Here is a 17,999-nt window from a genome sequence, read left to right as displayed (position 1 = left end):
CGTGATCCCGGATCGGGTGCCGATTTCCCCTGTCGCAGGTTGTTCCCCCTATAAATATAAGCTCTCTAATGGTGGGAAGGACTTGCGACAGAATTTCTGCCTTGCTTCCAAAGCCCTGTTGGTTGCCGCTTGCGCGCTGTTTCGCGGTGGAGCGCGGGCGTTGAAACACGACCGGACCGGGTAGGCGCCGGATCCGACAGAGCGCCCTTCTTTCACCATTCGTTCCGGAGGACGACCGATCAAAAAGATGTCGTGACGCCTCTCACTGCGGAGCTGTCGCCTTTTGCGGAATGGTCTCGGTCGCCGGTCGCTCGGACGGATCGGCGGGATGGCCATAGAGCGTGTAAACGGCGCCCGCCAGGATGCCGAGGACGAGAAGAGCGAGCACATACGACATCATTCCGCGGATGGCCGTTTTCGGTGTTCTGTCCATCAGGGGGACCTCCAAGATAGATCAGGGTCAAAGTCGATGCGGGTGCTTTTGGTTCCGAGAATGAAAGTCTGGGGCGGCCCGTCTGCATTTGCACGGAAGGCGATGCAGATCACCAATCTCGATTTTGATTTGCAGCGCTTGGAAATCCTTCCGATCCGAGGGAAGATCATCCCGCGCTAACCTTGGGGGTTCTCATGGAAAATCACGAGCCGTTTCTGCGAGAAGCGATTGCGCTCTCGAAATCCGCGATGGCAAACGGCGATGAACCGTTTGGCTCCGTCCTTGTAAAGGACGGCGAAGTCATCCTGCGCACCGAAAACAGTGTCTTCACCGGCCACGATATGACAAACCACGCCGAGATGAATCTGGTTAAACTGGCGGCGCGGCACCACGACCCTGCTTTTCTCGCCGACTGCACGCTCTATACAAGCACTGAGCCCTGTGCGATGTGCTCCGGGGCGATCTACTGGTCGGGCATCGGCCGCATGGTGTTTGCGTGCTCGGAAACGCGGCTCGGCGAGATTGCCGGGATCGGGTTGAATGTACCCAGCCGGGCGGTGTTGCAGACCGGAGCGCGTTCCGTCACGGTGGTTGGCCCGACTAACCTCGAAGACGAAGCCGCTGAAGTCCACCAGGAATTCTGGCCGAAACATCTGGGCAAGGTTTAGGCCCAGGGCTCATTGATTTGCGCCGGAAGATGACGGCGGCTGCGATTCATTTGGCCGAAAAGAAGATGTGGGCGCATCTGTTCTGGCGGGTGGCAAGCCGACGCCCGTCCTTGACCGTTGCAAAGGCTCGCTCAGCAAAAACACATCACCGATCGCAGCCTCCTTTGGGAGGGAGCGTCGGGGTTCGTGGGCTCGATGAGCGAAGTCAGGAGAACGGGAGCGGCGAAAGATCACCGCCAAACGGAGATCCACCCCGCCACAGTGCCGCCATAGAATTCGGCCCAATCATCATTGTATAACAGGCGGATGCGAAGAATGAGATTGATGCTTCTCCTTGCTGCGGCGCTGTTCCTGACAGTGGTGCATGCCCAAGCCCAAGTTTACGCGCCGTATGACGGATACGATGAATACGACGGCTATGGCCTGGATGATCCTTACAGCCCCTATCCTCCTCCTCCCGAGTACGAGCCAGAACCTGGCTATCGGGAACCCTTTCAAGAACGTCGGGAGCCATCGACGCGCGTTGGAAGAGGAACCATCGTCATCGCCACGCGTGAGCACACCCTAATCTACACGACGTCAGCGGGTGAGCAGTTTGCCTACCCCATCGCCGTCGGCCGCGAAGGCAAACAATGGTATGGGACAACGCGGGTGGTGTCGAAACGACTGCATCCCGAATGGCGGCCAACCGCCAGCATGCGCCAGAAGAATCCAAGGCTGCCGGCAGTAGTGAAGCCCGGGCCCGCAAACCCGCTTGGAACGCGGGCGATCTACCTTGCCGACGGACTGCTGCGCATCCATGGCACCAACGATCCGTCCTCCATCGGCACCAACGCATCAAGCGGATGCTTTCGGATGTACCGCGAGGATGTGGAGGAGCTTTACGACATGATCCAGCCGGGGACCCGAGTGATCGTTCAGCGGTGATCGAATGCCCTTTATCCAACACCGTACTGGAACCTAGGCGATGCACTCAAGTTCATGCTCTCAAGCGATGCGCAGAAGCGTTTCGCCATCCGCCTCGATCTCCTCGGATAAACGGATCGCCTCTTCACCGCCGGCGGCACCACACCCTCACCCTAACGGCTTTGCGATCGGCTCCGCATCAACGCATTAAACCCGGCTTTGTTGGAGGAAGCGGCGGCTGGAATCGACCCATTTCTGTCAATCGGAGTTAGTTCGTGGATTCCAGAAAGCTGCCGCTTATCACAACAGAGCGATGCCAGCTTCGCTACCGGCGCTGTTCCGAGCCCGACAGCCCCTGCGGCGAGGCAGGTTTTCCGCTTATGGGGCTCATGCCGCACCTGGCCTTGGCAGCTTGCCACACGCGTTGGAAGAAACGGATTTCTGTGGCGATGGTTTCGCGGAACGGATCGGTTTGGTTGAAGTAGTCGCGGTCCAGACCGAGCTTTGCACCGTCTGCATCGCCCTTGTAATAGGTGCCGAACAAATGATCCCAGATCGGGAAATAATTGGCGAAATTCTTGTCGTGATGTTCCCGCACTCGGGAGTGATGGACGAAGTGGTCGCGTGGTGACTGGATCACGTATTTGCCAAACCAGCCATGCCAGGGAATGGCACTGTGCTTGACCAGACCAATGGCGTTAAAGGTGATGGTCACGACGGCGAACTCGGCCGTTGGCAGGCCAATAAGCAGCGCCGGAACGACCATAATGGCCATGTTTATGGCCTTCTCCAGCGGATGCTCCCGCGACGAAGTCAGCCCGTTGAACTCTTCCGCTGCGTGGTGAAATTCGTGCAGCCGCCATAGCACGGGCAGCCGGTGCATCAACCTATGCTGCCAATAGCTCAAGAAGTCTGTCAGCACTAGGAACAAGAGGACATGTGCCCAGCCTGGCAACCTCCGGCCAAGGTCCAGGTGGGGGGCATCCTGAGCCGCGCGGGTGATGGCATAGGACAGACCAAAAGATGCGAGCGCTGCGAATAGTGTAATCATTCCCGTCGCCTGAAGGACGAAATAGACGATGTCGGTGATTGTGGATTTGCTGCGTTCGAAGAAAACCCGACGGAACCCGGAATTGCCGAACCCCACATAGGTGAGTTCCACCGCGAAAACCGTCAGAACCAGGCCAATGGAAATGGCGAAGCTGAGCGCCATTGCCTTACCATTCAGATAATAAGTATTGTAAAAAAAGCTTCCAAGCTTGTGCAGGCAGTATTCGACCAGCACCATGGCACTGCTCCAAACACGAACCCGTACAGCTTAGTCCTGACGATGCGCTTTTGGCAGATTGCTCAAAGGACGATCGGGGCGTCCTTTTTATGTATTACCAGTGGTGGAGGTGCAGTCCCGGAGGCATGCAAGAGGGTAGAGGAGCACTGCGAAAAATTTCAACTGGCCGAAAGGCTCATAATAAAGAACTATCAAGACGGGAACAAAAGGCTATGTACGGTTCGATGCGCGTTAGCATAGGGATGTAGGGTAAGTTGATGTTGTGTCGGGTCACGCTGGATCCTCGCTGAACTCAGCGCCTGCGCCACGCTGACGGCCATCGACGGCGACACGCCAAGCGCGATGGGCAAAACATGCGATTGCTGGGGGAAGGCGTTCCATTCGTCAGCGGCATCGACACGCCGGAAATCGGGAGCCACGCAAAGTGTCTCAAGGAACGGAAGCTGGCGTTGATTGCCAAGGGAAGGCTGAAAGAACTTTTGGCTAAAAGGGATTGCGCGTCGTCTTCAGCGGCGCGGTGGACCGGACGCCATCGCACCGACCGCTCGTCAACATCTATCGACTGAGTGGGGAAGAGATCGGAGCCAAGATGCTCCGGAAGGGATTCGCTCGGACATGGAGCCCGCTCAACGAAACGATTGGTGTGATTAATCCACGAAATACTTCGTGTTTGCGATCCTGCTTGATCAGGCGCGATTCAGCCCTACCCTTCGCTTGCCAGGCAAATGAGGCTGTCATGATCCCATCGCCAATAGCACAGGCGCAGAACGTGCTGAATCACGCCGAAGTGGCCCGTTGCCAGCGGGTCTTCGATCACGTCGTATCGGTGAAGCAGATCACCTCGGATCCGCAGCGCCAGGACCTCGCCTGTCGGATTATCCAGTCGTATCAACATGGCGTGAAGGATGAGGACAGTTTGTTGAGCCTGCTTATCGATGTTCGATCGTAGATCCGGACCACGTACTCCACGCCCCCTTTAATCTTGCCGGCCTTGCATCGTCTGGCGATGGAAATCCGAGAAGCCGTTCATACTCGGCTTCCGGAGCGCCGTAACAACCATCTGCAACATCGAGCAGAATCTGGCGGTCCAAAATCTTGACGTTCCCTCGCGTCGACTTGATGGCGCGCATGCCCTCGAGGATATGCAGATGGTCGGTTACACCAGACCGCCTGACGCCAAGCATCAACGCCAAAAACTCGTGAGTAACAGGCATATCGTCCACGAGAAGACGGTCATGGCACATAAGCAGCCATCTCGCGAGACGCTGGTGCATGTTGTATCGGCCCGCCGCCAAAGCCGAGTAAGCCAGTTGCAGCTCCCGCGTGTGGACATAGCGGAGAAACATTAGACGAGTTGGTTCGTCGCGCAAGAGGGGCAGGAAGCGGCTGGTGGGCAGTTCCAGCCCTACCCCTGAAATCTGCATGAAAGCGCGGTTTGGCATCCGATCGACGCCGAGCACCACCGGATATCCGCTCATCCCCTCGTATCCAATCTGACCTACCTCGATGCCTATTCCGTTCGAAGCCGCGGCTACCATTGAAGCCAGGCCGCTCTCGATAAAACAAACTTGCTCAATTGGTCGATTGGGTTCAACAAGCGTGCGACGGACTGGAAGATCAACACGCTTCAGGTCTGATGCGATAAGATCAAAGGCCTCCTCTGGAAGCCTTCGCAGCAACTTGTTCCTGGTATCTTTTTGCGCAATTTTTGTCACAGCGTCGCCTCCGTGTGACTGCGTTGGCATACGTCCTTTGCCGATTCAGGCCATTCGCCCTCCTAAACGCACGAGCGAGGAAATCGATACGGTTGTAATTCAAATTGCTAATATGCTCCACCCAGCGGAACTTGCATGTGAAAACTTGGTTTGGCGACAACTGCAGGGGATGCCACCTGTGTAGCCAGGCCTGGAAAATGCCTCGTTCTCAGTCGCCAATTTGCAGGTGATTGCCAGACGCGGGAGCGGCTGGAGATGGGGAGTGCAGGCCGTTGCCGACCTACTATTTTTATATCCAACACGCTGATCACGTCGTGACTGATCCAGACGGTGAGACATTCCTGGACTTGGAAGCAGCAAGAGAAGAGGCCGGTGAAGCTCTCAGAGAGCTCGTTGGCAGGGCCATCCTATCCAATCAGAAAGAACTCCCGCAGGCGATCGAGATTCGGGACGCCCATGGTCAACTGGCTGCCGAAGTTCATATCGATGCGGCGATACCCCAGATCGCGCATCGAAACAGAGATCGATAGCGCCGCTATCCCAATTATCAGTTGATCTTCAAGGGAATACCGATTGCGTCTGGAACGGTTTTGCGCCGTCCGTCCGTTGCTATCTCGCCCGCTCCTGGGCCGCGTCAGTTTCATCCGCGAGGCGGCGCTTGGCGGCGGCCTCGATCTAAGTCGATCGGCGGCCGAGGGGCTCCCGTTTCATATTTGAGCGGCTGGTCAGGGCCAATAGGCAACGTCCTGATCGGCGCATTCCTCCGGGCTCAATTCATTCCCCAACTCGCGCCAGTAGATTGGAGCGATCTTGTCGCAGTAGGTCTTGGGATCCAGCCCGAACGGCCTGCGGCCCGAACGGCAGTGGAACCTTATGCGTTGAAAGAACCGTTCGCAGAATTCCTCTTTGGTCATGCAAATAAACTTCGCGGGGCCGAAGATCGTTTCAACTGAAGGTGCAGCAGCGCGGAACCTACCGGGCGACCCCACACGCGCGAAGTTCGGCACGGAGCATATTCCCGGCCTTGCCGATGAACGCGCTGACGGCCCCGTGGGCGGCAAGCCGGAGTATGCGGGCGTCATTGAAACCGATGTCGGCGGCGGTCGCAGCGTTCCAATTTGTAACGGTGCCTTCGACCTTTGGACCGACAGTTTTTCCGGCCGCCGTAGCCGCTTATTTTTCTTGGAGTTTTTTGGTGAGAGCGTCGGGGTTCGAACCCGAGACCTACTGATTAAAAGTCAGTTGCTCTACCGGCTGAGCTACGCTCTCCCTCTCCGCGGGTGAGGCACCCCGGCGGGAAGTGGGCGGAACATAGGCAGGTGACCCATTGCGGTCAACCGAAAAATTCGGCTTTTTGCAAAGGTAGGGCACATTTCTCTGGCGCGCAAAGGCAGATTTCTCGCCCACGCAAAAAGGTGATTGGCAATCCCGCGCCTGCGACGCTAGGAACGGGACGCGTATTGCAGCCGGAGAGAATGCGTGTCGATTGCCGATATTTCCCTGTGGAGCGCGTTGTTGGCAGGGGCGCTTTCCTTTCTTTCGCCCTGCGTGCTTCCCCTCGTCCCTCCCTATCTCTGTTACATGGCCGGCATATCGGTCGAACAGTTCCGCGGCGGCGGCGCGGTGGCAGTCTCGCCTGATATCAGGCGCGGCGTGCTGTTTTCGGCGCTGCTCTTCACGCTCGGCTTTGCCACCGTCTTCGTGGCGCTCGGCGCCGGTGCGTCGAGCATCGGCATGGCGCTTCGCCAGCATCTCGACCTGCTCTCCAAGGTCGGCGGGCTTGTTATCATCGTCATGGGGCTGAATTTCCTCGGTCTCTTCCGAATCGGCCTGCTTGCCCGGGAGGCGCGCTTCCAGGGCGGCGGCAAGCCGGCGACGCTGACGGGCGCCTATGTCATGGGCCTCGCCTTCGCCTTCGGCTGGACGCCCTGCATCGGTCCGGTGCTCGGCGCCATCCTCGGCGTCGCCGCCTCGCGCGAGACGGTCGTCTCCGGCGCCGGGCTGCTTGCCATCTATTCGCTGGGTCTTGCTATCCCCTTCTGGATCGCCGCCGGCTTTTCCGGCGCCTTCATGCGCTTCCTGTCACGCTTCCGCCGCCATCTCAGCACGGTGGAAAAGGTGATGGGCGGCTTCCTCATCCTCACCGGCCTCGCCTTCCTGTTCGGCTGGGTCAGCGATGTGGCGATCTGGTTCCAGCAGACCTTTCCGATCCTGATGCAAATCGGCTAGAAGAGATTCTTCCCCGCCAACCATCCCGCGCAACCGGACTTTTCCTTGGCCGACATCATCAGCCTGCTGCTGCCGTTCTTCGGCCTGATCCTGATCGGTTATGCCGCCGCCAAGGCGACGAAGCAGCCGGCCGAGGCGCTCGGCTGGCTGAACACCTTCATCATTTATGCCGCCCTGCCCGCTTTGTTCTTCAAGCTCGTCTCGCGCACGCCGATCGAAGAACTGACGCGGATCGATTTCATCGTCACCGATATCGCCGCGACCTATGCGGTCTTCATCCTGCTCTTTGTTATCGGCCGTTTCGTGCGTGGCAATCCGCTTGATGAATGCACCATCCAGTCCTTTGCCGGCGCCTATGGCAATATCGGTTATATGGGGCCGGGGCTGGCGCTGCTGGCGCTCGGCGAAGGCGCTGCAGTGCCGGTGGCGCTGATCATCTGCTTCGAGAACGCGCTGCATTTCATCGTGGCGCCGGCACTGATGGCAGCCGCAGGCGACGACAAGCGTTCGGCTGGCCGGCTTGCCGCCGACATTGCCCGCAAGGTGGCGCTGCATCCCTTCATCCTGTCGACGGCGGCAGGCTTTGCGGTCGCCGCCTTCCACATCGATCAACCGCTGGCGTTCCAGCGGCTTGTCGACTATCTCGCCCAGGCTGCCGCACCCTGCGCCCTCTTCGCCATGGGCGTGACGCTGGCTCTGAGGCCGCTGAAGCGGATTCCGGCAGAAATCTCCTATATCGTACCGGCGAAGCTGATCCTGCACCCGATCGCGGTTTTCCTGGCGCTGACTATTATCGGCGGTTTCGAGCCGGTCTGGATCCAAGCGGCCGTGCTGCTCGCCTGCCTGCCGACGGCGACCAATGTCTTCGTCATCGGCCAGCAATATGGCGTCTGGCAGGAACGCGCCTCGGCGACGATCCTGATCACGACAGTGCTTTCGGTGGCCAGCGTTTCGCTCTGGCTGATCGCGATCCGCTCAGGCCTTCTTCCGCTTCAGCTTTTCCTTTAAGCTATCGGGAATATCGCGGAAGCCCCGGCCGGGCTCGATGCCCTCGCGCATCAGGAGGTTGCGCAGCGGCGGAATGGCCGAGAGGATATGCAGGCCGGCAGCGCGCAGCATCTGAACGGGGAGGAAATCCGAGAGCAGCGAGCGGTTGAGCAGATCGACGCTCGCCGTGCGCGTCATGATGTCGGCGCGGCGACGGCGGTCGAAGCTTTCGCCGGCATCGGCCGGCAGCGGCAATTCCGCCCGGTCGCAGAGGATATCGGTGAGAGCCATGATATCGCGCAGGCTGAGGTTCAGCCCCTGCGCCCCGATCGGCGGGAAAACATGGGCGGCCTCGCCGATCAGCGCGATGCGCCCTTTGCCGAAACGATGAGCCATCATGCCAGAGAGCGGCCAGACCTGCACACCTTCCTCAACGCTCACCTTGCCCAGCATGGACTGCATCTGGGTCTCGACGAGAGAGCCCAGTTCGGCCAGCGGCAACTCCATGCGGGCGGCCGCATCGGCGGGATCCTGCACCCAGACAAGGCTGGAGCGGCTACCGGGCAGCGGCACCTGGGTGAAAGGGCCGTGTTTGGTGTGGAATTCACTGGAGATATTTTGGTGCGGCAGCGAATGGGCGAAGTTCAGCACCATCGCCGATTGCGGGTAGGACCAGTTGCGCACGCCGATACCTGCCGCCTCGCGCAGCTTCGAGCCCCGGCCGTCGGCGCCAACGGCAAAATCGGCCGTCAGCACCTCGCCGCCGGCAAGCGTGAGCGACACTCGCTCGGCGGAGATGTCGATCGACTCGGCCATATCGGTGAAGCGGGTGATATTGCCCTCGCCGGCCGTGGCCGCTTCGAGGATATCGGTCAGCACCTTGTTGGGGAAATTATAGCCGAAGGCATCAAGACCGACCTCGGCGGCGCGGAAGGTGGTCGTTGGCGCGCGCAGCAGCCGGTCGGTGCCGTCGATGATTCGCATGCTGGTCAGCGGGGCTGCCGCCGACCTCAGTTTTTCCCAGAGCGTCAGGCGATCGAGGAAGCGGATCGACTGATCCATCAACGCCGTGGTGCGCTGGTCCTCCTTTGCCGCAACAGGAGCCACCAGAGCCACGCTGCGGCCGCCGCGGCCAAGCGCAATGGCGGCGATCATGCCGGCGAGCCCGCCACCGATCACCGCGATTTCGAATGTCTTCATGCTATATTCCGCCATCGTAAAACGGCGGACCCGTCGCTTATGCGGCCGGCTTCGCCTGACGGCGCCAACTATAGCCCTTGCCGGCTTCGGCGTCACGCACCGCCGGCTGATAATGATGGGGAATGGCGGGCAGACGATTTTCGGCGAGCCGCTTCAGCGCCGTGGCGTTGGTGACGGCAAAGCTGTCGATGCCAACACGCAGCATCAGCGGCACCTGATCGATCAGCACGTCGCCGACGGCGCGCAGCTCGTTGCCGTAACCCAGACGCTGGCGCAGCAGCGAGGCATGGCTGAAGGCGCGGCCGTCGTTGAAGGCGGGAAAGGCGACCGCCACGATTGCAAGGCGGTCGAGGTAGGGCTCGAGCCGGCGCACGTCGTCTGCCGGCTTGATCAGCACGCCGAGGCCGACATCGTTGCTCTCGTCGGCCCTGGCGATAAGCTCGTCGAGGCCGAGCAGCGGCTTCTGCTCGCCTGTTGCCTTCACCTCATCGGTTTCGATCACCCAAGGATCGTTGTCGACAAAACCGGTTTCTCTCCAGATCTTCGTCATCATCCCCTCCTTATGCCGCTTCGGCGGCCGAGCCGTAGAGCGCATCCTTGAAAGGCTGCGGCCCGACGCGGCGATAGGCGGCGAGGAAGGTTTCGGACGGATCAAGCCGCAGGCCGAGATAGGTGTCGACGATCGTCTCGATCGCATCCGTCACCCGGTCCGGCTCGAAGCCGCGGCCGATGATTTCGCCGATCGAGGTATGTTCGTCGCCCGAACCGCCAAGCGTGATCTGGTAGAGTTCTGCGCCCTTCTTCTCGACACCGAGCAGGCCGATATGGCCGACATGGTGATGGCCGCAGGCATTGATGCAGCCGGAGATCTTGATTTTCAGCTCGCCGATCTCTGCCTGGCGCTCGGGACTGCCGAAACGGCGGGAGATTTCCTGCGCCACCGGAATGGAGCGCGCATTGGCGAGCGCGCAGTAATCCAGCCCCGGACAGGCAATGATATCAGTGATCAGGCCGGCATTGGCTTCGGCCAGTTTGATGGCGACGAGGCCGCGATAGACGGCTTCGAGATCGGCCAGCGCCACATGCGGCAGGATCAGGTTCTGCTCATGGCTGACGCGGATTTCGTCGAAGGCATATTCCTCGGCAAGATCGGCGACCGCATCCATCTGCGCGTCGGTGGCATCGCCCGGGATGCCGCCGATCGGCTTCAGCGAGATCGTCACCATGCCGTAATCGGGGTTCTTGTGCGGCTGCACATTCTGCTGCACCCAGCGGGCGAAAGCCGGATCGGCCTTCTTCCAGCGGGCGAGGTTTTCCCAGCCTTCGGCGCGCTCGGGCAGATCAGGCAGCGCGAAATAGGCGGCGATTGCCTCGACATCCTTTTCCGGCAGCTTGAGCTCCGTATCCTTCAGCGAGGCGAATTCGGCTTCAATCTGGCGCGTCAGCTCCTCGGTTCCGGTCTCATGCACGAGGATCTTGATGCGAGCCTTGTACTTGTTGTCGCGCCTTCCGTGCAGATTGTAAACGCGTACGATCGCCGTGGTGTAGGAGAGCAGGTCTTCCTCGGGCAGGAAGTCGCGGATCAGCTTGGCGATCATCGGCGTGCGGCCCTGGCCACCGCCAACATAGACGGCAAAGCCGATCTCGCCCTTGTCGTTCTTCTTCAGGTGCAGGCCGATATCATGGACCTGAATGGCGGCGCGGTCGCGCTCGGCGCCGGTCACGGCGATCTTGAACTTGCGCGGCAGGAAGGAGAATTCCGGATGAACGGACGACCACTGGCGCAGGATTTCCGCATAGGGCCTGGGATCTGCGATCTCGTCGGCGGCAGCCCCGGCGAAGTGGTCGGCGGTAACGTTTCTGATGCAGTTGCCCGAGGTCTGCAGAGCATGCATCTCGACGCTTGCCAGATCGGCCAGCGCATCGGGAATGTCCGACAGCTTCGGCCAGTTGAACTGCAGGTTCTGGCGCGTGGTGAAGTGGCCATAGCCACGGTCATAGGTGCGGGCGATATGGGCGAGCATGCGCAGCTGGCGCGCGCTCAGCGTGCCGTAGGGAATGGCGATGCGCAGCATATAGGCATGAAGCTGCAGATAGACGCCGTTCATCAGGCGCAGCGGCTTGAACGCATCCTCGGCCAGCTCGCCGGAAAGGCGGCGCTGAACCTGGTCGCGGAACTGCTCGACGCGCTCGCTGACAAAGGCATGATCAAATTCGTCGTAACGGTACATCGTCTTCCTCAGACTGCAATGAATTCGGGATCGGCAGGAGCGTAGCCCGGTGCGTATTCCATGGTCGGCCCTTGCGCGCGGATGCGCTCGCGAAGGCGAAGCGGCCACAGAATGCCATTGGTTTCCTGAACGTCGACGACGGCCACGTCAACGACCTCATTATCGGCATAGGACTTTTTGCCAATCGCTTCCAATGCTTCGACGGCTTCGTTGTGACGGGCGACAAGCGCCTCCTGCAGCGAGGTCGACCATTTGCCGTTGGCATCCAGCCAGACGGCAATGCCGTCCGTCAGCCGGTTGGCGGTCAGGACCTTGTCACCCATATTCAGCTCCTCGCAAGTTCCTCAAGCCGGGCGTTCTCGCGCATCAGCGGCTCGGACAGTTCGAAATTGGCGCCGGCGACCGCATCGCCGATAATGACCATCACAGGGCCAGTCAGCTCGTCGCGGTGCTGCAGATCGGGCAGATCGGCAAGGGTGCCGTGCAGCAGCCGGCGCTCGGTGCGGCTGGCATTCTCGATGACGGCAACCGTGGTCTCCGCGGGAATGCCGGCCTGCATCAGCCGCTCGGCGACCGAGGCGGCAACCGTGCGGCCCATGTAAACGGCGATCGTCGCGCCCGAGACGGCAAGGCTTGCCCAATCGGGCAGCACGTCGCCGGTGAGATCATGGCCTGTCGTGAAGACGAGCGAGGAGGCGACGCCGCGGAGCGTCAGCGGCAGCTCGAAATCGGCAGCGGCAGCGAAGGCCGAGGTGATGCCGGGCACGACCTCATAGGTGACGCCGGCGGCGCGCAACGCCGCCATTTCTTCCCCTGCCCGGCCATAGACCAGCGGATCGCCCGATTTCAAGCGGACGACGCGCTTGCCCTGACGGCCTAGTTCGACGAGAAGCTCGTTGATCTCTTCCTGGGACTTCGAATGGCAGCCCTTGCGTTTCCCGACGGAAAGCCGCTCGGCATCGCGGCGGCCCATATCGACGATTGTCTGCGGCACGAGCGCATCGTAGACGATGACATCGGCTTCCATCATCACGCGTTGGGCGCGCAGCGTCAGCAGATCTTCAGCCCCCGGACCGGCGCCGACAAGCCATACATGGCCGGCGACCTTGTCCACTGAACCCAGCAGCCGGTCGGCAGCGTGGCGGGCCTGCGGCAGGTTGCCGTTGGTGACTGCGTCGGCAACAGGGCCGGAGAAGAACCGGCGCCAGAACACCCGGCGGGAGACGCCACGCGGAACGATCTGTTCGACCGATTTGCGATAGCTCGTCGCCAGCGCGGCCAGGCGCCCGAGCGAAGGAGAGAGAAGCTGGTCGATCTGGGCGCGGATCATCTGCGCCAGCACCGGCCCTGCCCCTTCAGTTCCGATCGCAACGGCGACCGGAGCGCGATTGACGAGCGCCGGCGTGAAGAAATCGCAGTAATCGGGCTGATCGACGGCATTGGCCGGGATCTTCGCGGCACGCGCGGCGTCGACGATGCGGCGATCTTGGGCCTCATCGCCGGTGGCGGCAAAGACCAGGGCCGCACCCTCGACCTGGCCGGCGGAAAAGCCGGCGCGCACCGTCTCGATGCGATTGGCGATCAGGAAAGCATGATAATCGGCTTGCGGCCGGTCGGTATAGGCGACGATCCTTGCCCTCGTGTTCAAGAGCAGCCGCACCTTGGCGAAAGCCTCGTCGCCATTGCCGAAGACAGCCGTCTTCTGGCCTTCCACGCGAAAGAAGGCTGGAAATACCGAAAGCTGCTCAGTCTTGGGAGACATTACCAATCCACTTCGAAGTTGCCAGAATATGCCCGTGATCGACAAGCGATTGAAGGAACAGAAATCCGAAAGCCCCGGCAAGCGCGTATTCTTTTGCTCGCCTCATCGGGGATTTGAGAAAAGTCAACCGTGCTGACGACAACCACCTGTTCCCACTCTCTTTGTTGCATTGCAGTGTAAAGCCTGTGACAAACGACGTCCAGCGGCGTTTGCCGCATTTCGCTCGTGCCGCCAAGACGATAGACTGAAAGAAAAACCGGAGACACCAATGGCTGACAAGACCATCGCCGCCCGCCTGCTTTCGGTCATCGAGGAGGATATCCTGCCGCTGACCGAGCGCGGCGTCTCCTTGGGCAACAAGGTGTTCGGCGCGGCAATCCTGCGCAAATCCGATCTATCGCTCGTCGTCGCCGAGACCAACAACGAGCTCGACAATCCGCTCTGGCATGGTGAGGTGCATACGCTGAAGCGCTTCTACGAGCTTGGCGACAAGCCGGCGACCAAGGAGCTGATCTTCCTGTCGACGCACGAACCCTGCACCATGTGCATGTCGGCGATCACCTGGGCGGGGTTCGACAATTTCTACTATTTCTTCAGCCACGAGGACTCGCGCGACGCCTTCGCCATTCCGCATGATCTCAAGATCCTGAAGGAAGTCTTCGGGCTTGAACCCGGCGGCTATCGCAGGCAGAACGCCTTCTGGAACAGTTTTGCAATCGCCGATCTGGTCGAGACCGAGGAGGTTTCTCGGAAAACGGCGCTGAAGGCGCAGACCGCCCGCATCAAGGCGCGCTACGACACGCTGTCTTCCACCTATCAATCGTCGAAGAGCGACAACGACATTCCCCTGAACTGAGGCCGCCAACCGAGGCAACATGGAACCTTCGAAAGATATTTCGCGACTGATCGATATCATGGCGGCGCTGCGCCATCCCGAGACCGGTTGCCCCTGGGACATCGAGCAGACCTTCGAAACGATCAAGCCCTATACGATCGAGGAAGCCTATGAGGTCTCCGACGCGATCGAGCGCGGCGATATGGACGATCTTTGCGATGAACTCGGCGACCTGTTGCTGCAGGTGGTCTTCCACGCCCGCATGGCCGAGGAAGCCGGCGAATTTTCCTTCGGCGACGTGGTCAACGCCATCACCACCAAAATGATCCGCCGCCACCCGCACGTCTTTGCCCGCTCGGCCGCCGATACACCTGATGCAGTGAAGATCCAATGGGACGAAATCAAACAGGCCGAAAAACGCGAGCGCGCCGAGCGCCGGGCCAGGCGCGGCATCACCGAGGATTTCAAGGGTGGCTTCCTTGGCTCGGTGCAGCGCAGTTTTCCGGCTCTGACCGAGGCGCTGAAGCTGCAGGAACGCGCCGCCAAAGTCGGCTTCGACTGGTCGGCCCCCGAGCCGATCCTCGACAAGATCGAGGAAGAGATCGGAGAATTAAGGGCGGCACTTCGCGACGGCGACCGCGCCAAGGTTAGCGACGAACTCGGCGACCTTATCTTCGCGGTCGTCAATATCGGCCGGCATGTCAAGACTGACCCGGAACAGGCGTTGCGCGGTACGAACACCAAATTCCGTCGTCGCTTCAATCATATAGAACAGGTTCTTGAAGCGGAAGGCGAAACGCTTGAGGATGCGACGCTTGAGCGGATGGAGGAAATCTGGCAGGCGGCCAAGGCGATCGAGCGGGCTGTGACGGCTGGGGGTGGGTGAGGCATTGCCACGAGTCCCTTCTCCACAGCGCTGAGAAGATGCCGACAGGCAGATGAGGGCGAGCGACGATAGGAGCGAGGCACTGAGCGCAAGCGAAGGGCAACAATGGATGCTCTGCTGTGCGGCCCCCTCATCCGACCCTTCGGGCCACCGCCTGGGGTCGAGCCGCGGGTCTCGACCCGTCCTTCGGACCCCCGCTGGGGAAAAGGGAAAAAGCCCGCCTTACCGCTCCCAATCCTCTTTAGCAGGCTTCGGGCCGTTGCCGATGCGTCGCTCGAGCTCCGCGGCCTCGGTTTCGGACAGGCGCAGATCGAGCGTGATCGAGCCGTCCTCATTGTCCTCGCGGCCGTCGACGATCGCGTGGTCGTAGAGCCAGGGCAGCAGCGCCAGCTTGTCGACGGGAAGGCGGATCGTGGTTTCGGTCATCACGCCGGAGAGCCTACGGCTGATCTCTTCCATCAGCGTGTCGACGCCCTCGCCGCTGACGGCCGAAGCGGCGATGACGTTACTGGCGCCGGCCGCCCTCTGCACCATGGCGTCGTGAACCTCAGGCTCCAGCCGGTCGATCTTGTTCCACACCTCGATCAGCCGCTTCTCCGCTTCGGCCTCGTCAATGCCGAGGTCGCCGAGAATGCGCATCACATCGGAGCTCTGCGCCTGGTTGTCGGGATCGGACATGTCGCGGACGTGCAGGATGAGGTCGGCTTCCAGCACCTCTTCCAGGGTGGCACGGAAGGCGGCGACGAGATGGGTCGGCAGGTCCGAGATGAAACCGACTGTGTCGGACAGAATGACGGTGCGGCCATGCGGCAGCTTCATGCGGCGCAGCGTCGGGTCGAGCGTGGCAAAGAGCATGTCTTCGGCCAGCACGCCCGCGCCGGTAATGCGGTTGAAGAGAGTCGATTTGCCGGCATTGGTGTAACCGACGAGCGCCACGATCGGATGCGGCACCTTGCGTCGCTTCGCCCTGTGCAGCTGGCGGGTGCGCACGACCTGCTCCAGCTCGCGTTCGAGCTTGATGATGCGGTCCTGCAGCAGCCGCCGGTCGGCTTCGATCTGGGTTTCGCCGGGGCCACCCATGAAACCGCCACCGCCGCGCTGGCGTTCGAGGTGGGTCCAGCTGCGGACCAGCCGGCCCTTCTGGTAATTCAGATGGGCCAGATCGACCTGCAGCGTGCCTTCCTTGGTGGAGGCGCGGCGCCCGAAGATTTCGAGGATCAGGCCCGTGCGGTCGATAACCTTGGCGTTCCATTCCTTTTCAAGATTGCGCTGCTGTACCGGCGTCAGCGGATGATCGACGATGACGAGACCGGAATCGCGCTCATCCAGCAGCGCCTTGATCTCCTCGATCTTGCCGGTGCCGAGCAGCGTCGCCGGTCTCGGATCGTTGACCGGAACGATAGATCCGTTGACGACGTCGAGGTCGATCGCTTGGGCAAGGCCCGTCGCCTCTTCCAGCCGGCTTTCCGGGGTGCGGGTCGAGGCCGATTCGGTCTGGCCGCCGCGGTTGCGCGATTTCAGAACCGGCACGACGACGGTCGCGCGCATATCGTCCCTGTGCTTGGCGGCCTCAGGGATGATCGAATCGTTCTTGGTATCGCGTGTCGAAATGACGGCTGATCCTGTTAGGACGCGGCTTCTTCACTCTCGAACATCTGCATCGGCTGACCGGGCATGATCGTCGAGATCGCATGTTTATACACGAGCTGCGAGTGGCCGTCACGGCGAAGCAGAACACAGAAATTATCGAAGGAAGTAACAACGCCGGTGAGTTTCACGCCGTTGATCAGAAAGATTGTCAGGGAAATCTTTTGCTTGCGAACAGTATTGAGAAATAAGTCCTGCAGATTCTGAGAACGTTCCGCCATCGCGCCGCTTCTTTCTTTATTGCCGACCCGAGTTGGCCGGTAGAATATCAATCAACCTCTCCATGCAAGACCGGCAGCACCCTCGTTCCGCCAGTCCAGCAAATCTTGGTATCAAATCGCAATCTTTTCCGCAACGTCGAAAAAGGCTTCGCGGATTTTCTGCGAGACACTGCCCGGATGGCCGTTGGCAATAGGCAGGCCATCGACGGAAACGACCGGAAAACAGATGCTTGTGGCTGCAGTGAGGAAGACCTCGCGGGCCGCGAGCATTTCGGAAACAGAGAAATTCCGCTCTGCGATCGGCAATCCGAGCTTGGCCGCGACATCGATCAAAGTGGTGCGGGTGATGCCCCGCAGGATGCCGTGTTCGGCCGGCCGAGTTATCAGCGTTCCATCCGAATCGACCATCCAGACATTGGTCGCCGCCCCTTCTTTTACCATGCCGTCGCCGTCGACATAGATCGCCTCCTGAGCGCCGGCTTCCTTGGCCTGCTGGCGGGCCATGGCATTCGGCAGCAGGCCGACGGATTTGATGTCAACGCGGTCCCAGCGGTTGTCGGTGACAGTGATCGCCTTGATGCCGTTGGCATTCTTGGCGGCGATGATCTTCGGATCGGTGCTCTTTGCGGTGATGACGAGCGAGGGCGGCGTGCCCTCGGCCGGGAAGACATGGTCGCGGCGGGCGACACCGCGCGTCACCTGCAGGTAGAAGAGCCCGTTGCGGACATGGTTGCGGCGCAGCGTCTCGCGAATAACCTGCGTCAGCGCCGCCCGGCTCATCGGCCAGGCGATGCTGAGTTCCCCGAGCGAACGGTCGAGACGGTTCAGATGGCGGGTAAGGTCGACGATATAGCCGTGGCGGATCTCGCAGACCTCATAGACGCCGTCGGCGAATTGATAGCCGCGGTCCTCGATATGCACGCTCGCATCGGAATGCTTGACGTAACGGCCATTCACATAAGCGATTCTCGGCATGGGAAACTGATCTTCT

The 17,999-nt window shown here is 60.6% G+C and carries 19 protein-coding genes, 1 tRNA gene and 2 pseudogenes; 9 read left to right on the top strand and 13 right to left on the bottom strand.

All coding sequences use genetic code 11. The features are described 5' to 3' along the window. Positions 1-262: 262 nt before the first annotated feature. On the bottom strand, positions 263-433 hold the full coding sequence (locus NXC14_RS32960) for a hypothetical protein (RefSeq protein WP_183703149.1): 171 nt from the start codon (positions 431-433) through the stop codon (positions 263-265). Between the two features lie 194 nt (positions 434-627). Here NXC14_RS32960 and NXC14_RS10560 point away from each other — a divergent pair, with 194 nt between their 5' ends. After that, the gene (locus NXC14_RS10560) at positions 628-1,101 is read left to right on the top strand and encodes a nucleoside deaminase (protein WP_085778091.1); all 474 of its coding nucleotides are present in this window, start codon (positions 628-630) and stop codon (positions 1,099-1,101) included. Positions 1,102-1,147: 46 nt separating this feature from the next. Here the strand turns inward: NXC14_RS10560 and NXC14_RS33340 are convergent. After that, a pseudogene (locus NXC14_RS33340) lies at positions 1,148-1,234 on the bottom strand (IS5/IS1182 family transposase); the annotation flags it as partial. A gap of 182 nt (positions 1,235-1,416) precedes the next feature. Here NXC14_RS33340 and NXC14_RS10555 point away from each other — a divergent pair. Next, positions 1,417-2,028: a L,D-transpeptidase gene (locus NXC14_RS10555; protein ID WP_085778090.1), complete on the top strand. Its 612-nt coding sequence runs from the start codon at positions 1,417-1,419 to the stop codon at positions 2,026-2,028. 304 nt (positions 2,029-2,332) lie between these two features. On the opposite strand, the gene NXC14_RS10550 is transcribed toward NXC14_RS10555, so the two are convergent. Continuing rightward, positions 2,333-3,295, bottom strand: a complete 963-nt coding sequence (locus tag NXC14_RS10550) for a sterol desaturase family protein (RefSeq protein WP_085778089.1) — start codon at positions 3,293-3,295, stop codon at positions 2,333-2,335. A 279-nt stretch (positions 3,296-3,574) separates the two neighbouring features. On the opposite strand from NXC14_RS10550, the pseudogene NXC14_RS33335 reads away from it, so the two are divergent. Together NXC14_RS33335 and NXC14_RS10540 are read left to right on the top strand one after the other, a co-directional pair. Then, positions 3,575-3,946: pseudogene (locus NXC14_RS33335) on the top strand (thermonuclease family protein). 85 nt (positions 3,947-4,031) lie between these two features. Further along, positions 4,032-4,244, top strand: coding sequence for a hypothetical protein (locus NXC14_RS10540; RefSeq protein ID WP_085778088.1), 213 nt, complete (start codon positions 4,032-4,034; stop codon positions 4,242-4,244). Here NXC14_RS10540 and NXC14_RS10535 read toward each other — a convergent pair. Further along, positions 4,225-5,010: a Crp/Fnr family transcriptional regulator gene (locus tag NXC14_RS10535; RefSeq protein ID WP_245362144.1), complete on the bottom strand. Its 786-nt coding sequence runs from the start codon at positions 5,008-5,010 to the stop codon at positions 4,225-4,227. The two genes, NXC14_RS10540 and NXC14_RS10535, sit on opposite strands and share 20 nt — an antisense overlap. 272 nt (positions 5,011-5,282) lie before the next feature. Here NXC14_RS10535 and NXC14_RS10530 point away from each other — a divergent pair, with 272 nt between their 5' ends. Next, complete coding sequence (locus NXC14_RS10530) at positions 5,283-5,540, top strand: hypothetical protein (protein ID WP_157131398.1); 258 nt, start codon at positions 5,283-5,285, stop codon at positions 5,538-5,540. A gap of 663 nt (positions 5,541-6,203) precedes the next feature. On the opposite strand, the gene NXC14_RS10520 is transcribed toward NXC14_RS10530, so the two are convergent. Continuing rightward, a tRNA-Lys gene (locus NXC14_RS10520) sits at positions 6,204-6,279 on the bottom strand. 210 nt (positions 6,280-6,489) lie between these two features. Here NXC14_RS10520 and NXC14_RS10515 point away from each other — a divergent pair. Together NXC14_RS10515 and NXC14_RS10510 are read left to right on the top strand one after the other, a co-directional pair. Continuing rightward, positions 6,490-7,239: a cytochrome c biogenesis CcdA family protein gene (locus tag NXC14_RS10515; RefSeq protein ID WP_085778084.1), complete on the top strand. Its 750-nt coding sequence runs from the start codon at positions 6,490-6,492 to the stop codon at positions 7,237-7,239. A 45-nt stretch (positions 7,240-7,284) separates the two neighbouring features. Continuing rightward, on the top strand, positions 7,285-8,247 hold the full coding sequence (locus NXC14_RS10510) for an AEC family transporter (protein WP_085778083.1): 963 nt from the start codon (positions 7,285-7,287) through the stop codon (positions 8,245-8,247). Here NXC14_RS10510 and NXC14_RS10505 read toward each other — a convergent pair. Genes NXC14_RS10505 through cysG form a run of 5 tightly spaced genes read right to left on the bottom strand, consistent with a single transcriptional unit; the run spans position 8,215 to position 13,419 of the window. After that, a complete protein-coding gene (locus NXC14_RS10505; RefSeq protein WP_085778082.1) occupies positions 8,215-9,426 on the bottom strand; it encodes a UbiH/UbiF family hydroxylase in 1,212 nt (403 codons plus the stop codon). The two genes, NXC14_RS10510 and NXC14_RS10505, sit on opposite strands and share 33 nt — an antisense overlap. Positions 9,427-9,463: 37 nt before the next feature. Then, positions 9,464-9,976, bottom strand: coding sequence for a DUF934 domain-containing protein (locus NXC14_RS10500; protein WP_085778081.1), 513 nt, complete (start codon positions 9,974-9,976; stop codon positions 9,464-9,466). Positions 9,977-9,986: 10 nt separating this feature from the next. Then, positions 9,987-11,657: a nitrite/sulfite reductase gene (locus NXC14_RS10495; protein ID WP_085778080.1), complete on the bottom strand. Its 1,671-nt coding sequence runs from the start codon at positions 11,655-11,657 to the stop codon at positions 9,987-9,989. Between the two features lie 8 nt (positions 11,658-11,665). Then, positions 11,666-11,980, bottom strand: a complete 315-nt coding sequence (locus NXC14_RS10490; protein ID WP_010014500.1) for a DUF2849 domain-containing protein — start codon at positions 11,978-11,980, stop codon at positions 11,666-11,668. Positions 11,981-11,982: 2 nt separating this feature from the next. Continuing rightward, positions 11,983-13,419 carry a siroheme synthase CysG gene (gene cysG / locus NXC14_RS10485; RefSeq protein ID WP_085778079.1) on the bottom strand — a complete coding sequence of 479 codons (1,437 nt, stop codon included), beginning with the start codon at positions 13,417-13,419 and terminating at the stop codon, positions 11,983-11,985. A 268-nt stretch (positions 13,420-13,687) separates the two neighbouring features. On the opposite strand from cysG, the gene NXC14_RS10480 reads away from it, so the two are divergent. Next, on the top strand, positions 13,688-14,275 hold the full coding sequence (locus NXC14_RS10480) for a nucleoside deaminase (RefSeq protein ID WP_085778078.1): 588 nt from the start codon (positions 13,688-13,690) through the stop codon (positions 14,273-14,275). 19 nt (positions 14,276-14,294) lie between these two features. Beyond that, the gene (mazG, locus tag NXC14_RS10475; protein WP_085778077.1) at positions 14,295-15,140 is read left to right on the top strand and encodes a nucleoside triphosphate pyrophosphohydrolase; all 846 of its coding nucleotides are present in this window, start codon (positions 14,295-14,297) and stop codon (positions 15,138-15,140) included. Between the two features lie 222 nt (positions 15,141-15,362). Here the strand turns inward: mazG and hflX are convergent, their stop codons facing one another. The 3 genes from hflX to NXC14_RS10460 all read right to left on the bottom strand — a co-directional run bounded on the left by hflX (position 15,363) and on the right by NXC14_RS10460 (position 17,983). Then, the gene (gene hflX / locus NXC14_RS10470; RefSeq protein WP_085778076.1) at positions 15,363-16,688 is read right to left on the bottom strand and encodes a GTPase HflX; all 1,326 of its coding nucleotides are present in this window, start codon (positions 16,686-16,688) and stop codon (positions 15,363-15,365) included. 77 nt (positions 16,689-16,765) lie between these two features. Then, on the bottom strand, positions 16,766-17,008 hold the full coding sequence (gene hfq / locus NXC14_RS10465) for an RNA chaperone Hfq (RefSeq protein WP_003539403.1): 243 nt from the start codon (positions 17,006-17,008) through the stop codon (positions 16,766-16,768). A 111-nt stretch (positions 17,009-17,119) separates the two neighbouring features. Beyond that, the gene (locus NXC14_RS10460; protein WP_085778075.1) at positions 17,120-17,983 is read right to left on the bottom strand and encodes a D-amino-acid transaminase; all 864 of its coding nucleotides are present in this window, start codon (positions 17,981-17,983) and stop codon (positions 17,120-17,122) included. Between the last annotated feature and the right edge of the window lie 16 nt (positions 17,984-17,999).

The organism is Rhizobium sp. NXC14 (genome assembly GCF_002117485.1).
In the GTDB taxonomy this organism is placed as follows: Bacteria; Pseudomonadota; Alphaproteobacteria; order Rhizobiales; family Rhizobiaceae; genus Rhizobium.
Note: the sequence above shows the minus strand (reverse complement) of the source record. Positions and strands in the feature narration are given on the sequence as shown.

Excerpts from the sequence above, each read along its gene's own strand:
- NXC14_RS10550 (WP_085778089.1), bottom strand. The coding sequence starts at position 3,295 with ATGGTGCTGGTCGAATACTGCCTGCACAAGCTTGGAAGCTTTTTTTAC.
- hfq (WP_003539403.1), bottom strand. The coding sequence starts at position 17,008 with ATGGCGGAACGTTCTCAGAATCTGCAGGACTTATTTCTCAATACTGTT.
- NXC14_RS10560 (WP_085778091.1), top strand. The coding sequence starts at position 628 with ATGGAAAATCACGAGCCGTTTCTGCGAGAAGCGATTGCGCTCTCGAAA.
- NXC14_RS32960 (WP_183703149.1), bottom strand. The coding sequence starts at position 433 with ATGGACAGAACACCGAAAACGGCCATCCGCGGAATGATGTCGTATGTG.
- NXC14_RS10460 (WP_085778075.1), bottom strand. The coding sequence starts at position 17,983 with ATGCCGAGAATCGCTTATGTGAATGGCCGTTACGTCAAGCATTCCGAT.
- NXC14_RS10480 (WP_085778078.1), top strand. The coding sequence starts at position 13,688 with ATGGCTGACAAGACCATCGCCGCCCGCCTGCTTTCGGTCATCGAGGAG.
- NXC14_RS10495 (WP_085778080.1), bottom strand. The coding sequence starts at position 11,657 with ATGTACCGTTACGACGAATTTGATCATGCCTTTGTCAGCGAGCGCGTC.
- NXC14_RS10500 (WP_085778081.1), bottom strand. The coding sequence starts at position 9,976 with ATGACGAAGATCTGGAGAGAAACCGGTTTTGTCGACAACGATCCTTGG.
- NXC14_RS10490 (WP_010014500.1), bottom strand. The coding sequence starts at position 11,980 with ATGGGTGACAAGGTCCTGACCGCCAACCGGCTGACGGACGGCATTGCC.
- NXC14_RS10505 (WP_085778082.1), bottom strand. The coding sequence starts at position 9,426 with ATGAAGACATTCGAAATCGCGGTGATCGGTGGCGGGCTCGCCGGCATG.
- cysG (WP_085778079.1), bottom strand. The coding sequence starts at position 13,419 with ATGTCTCCCAAGACTGAGCAGCTTTCGGTATTTCCAGCCTTCTTTCGC.
- NXC14_RS10555 (WP_085778090.1), top strand. The coding sequence starts at position 1,417 with ATGAGATTGATGCTTCTCCTTGCTGCGGCGCTGTTCCTGACAGTGGTG.
- mazG (WP_085778077.1), top strand. The coding sequence starts at position 14,295 with ATGGAACCTTCGAAAGATATTTCGCGACTGATCGATATCATGGCGGCG.
- NXC14_RS10540 (WP_085778088.1), top strand. The coding sequence starts at position 4,032 with ATGATCCCATCGCCAATAGCACAGGCGCAGAACGTGCTGAATCACGCC.
- hflX (WP_085778076.1), bottom strand. The coding sequence starts at position 16,688 with ATGCGCGCGACCGTCGTCGTGCCGGTTCTGAAATCGCGCAACCGCGGC.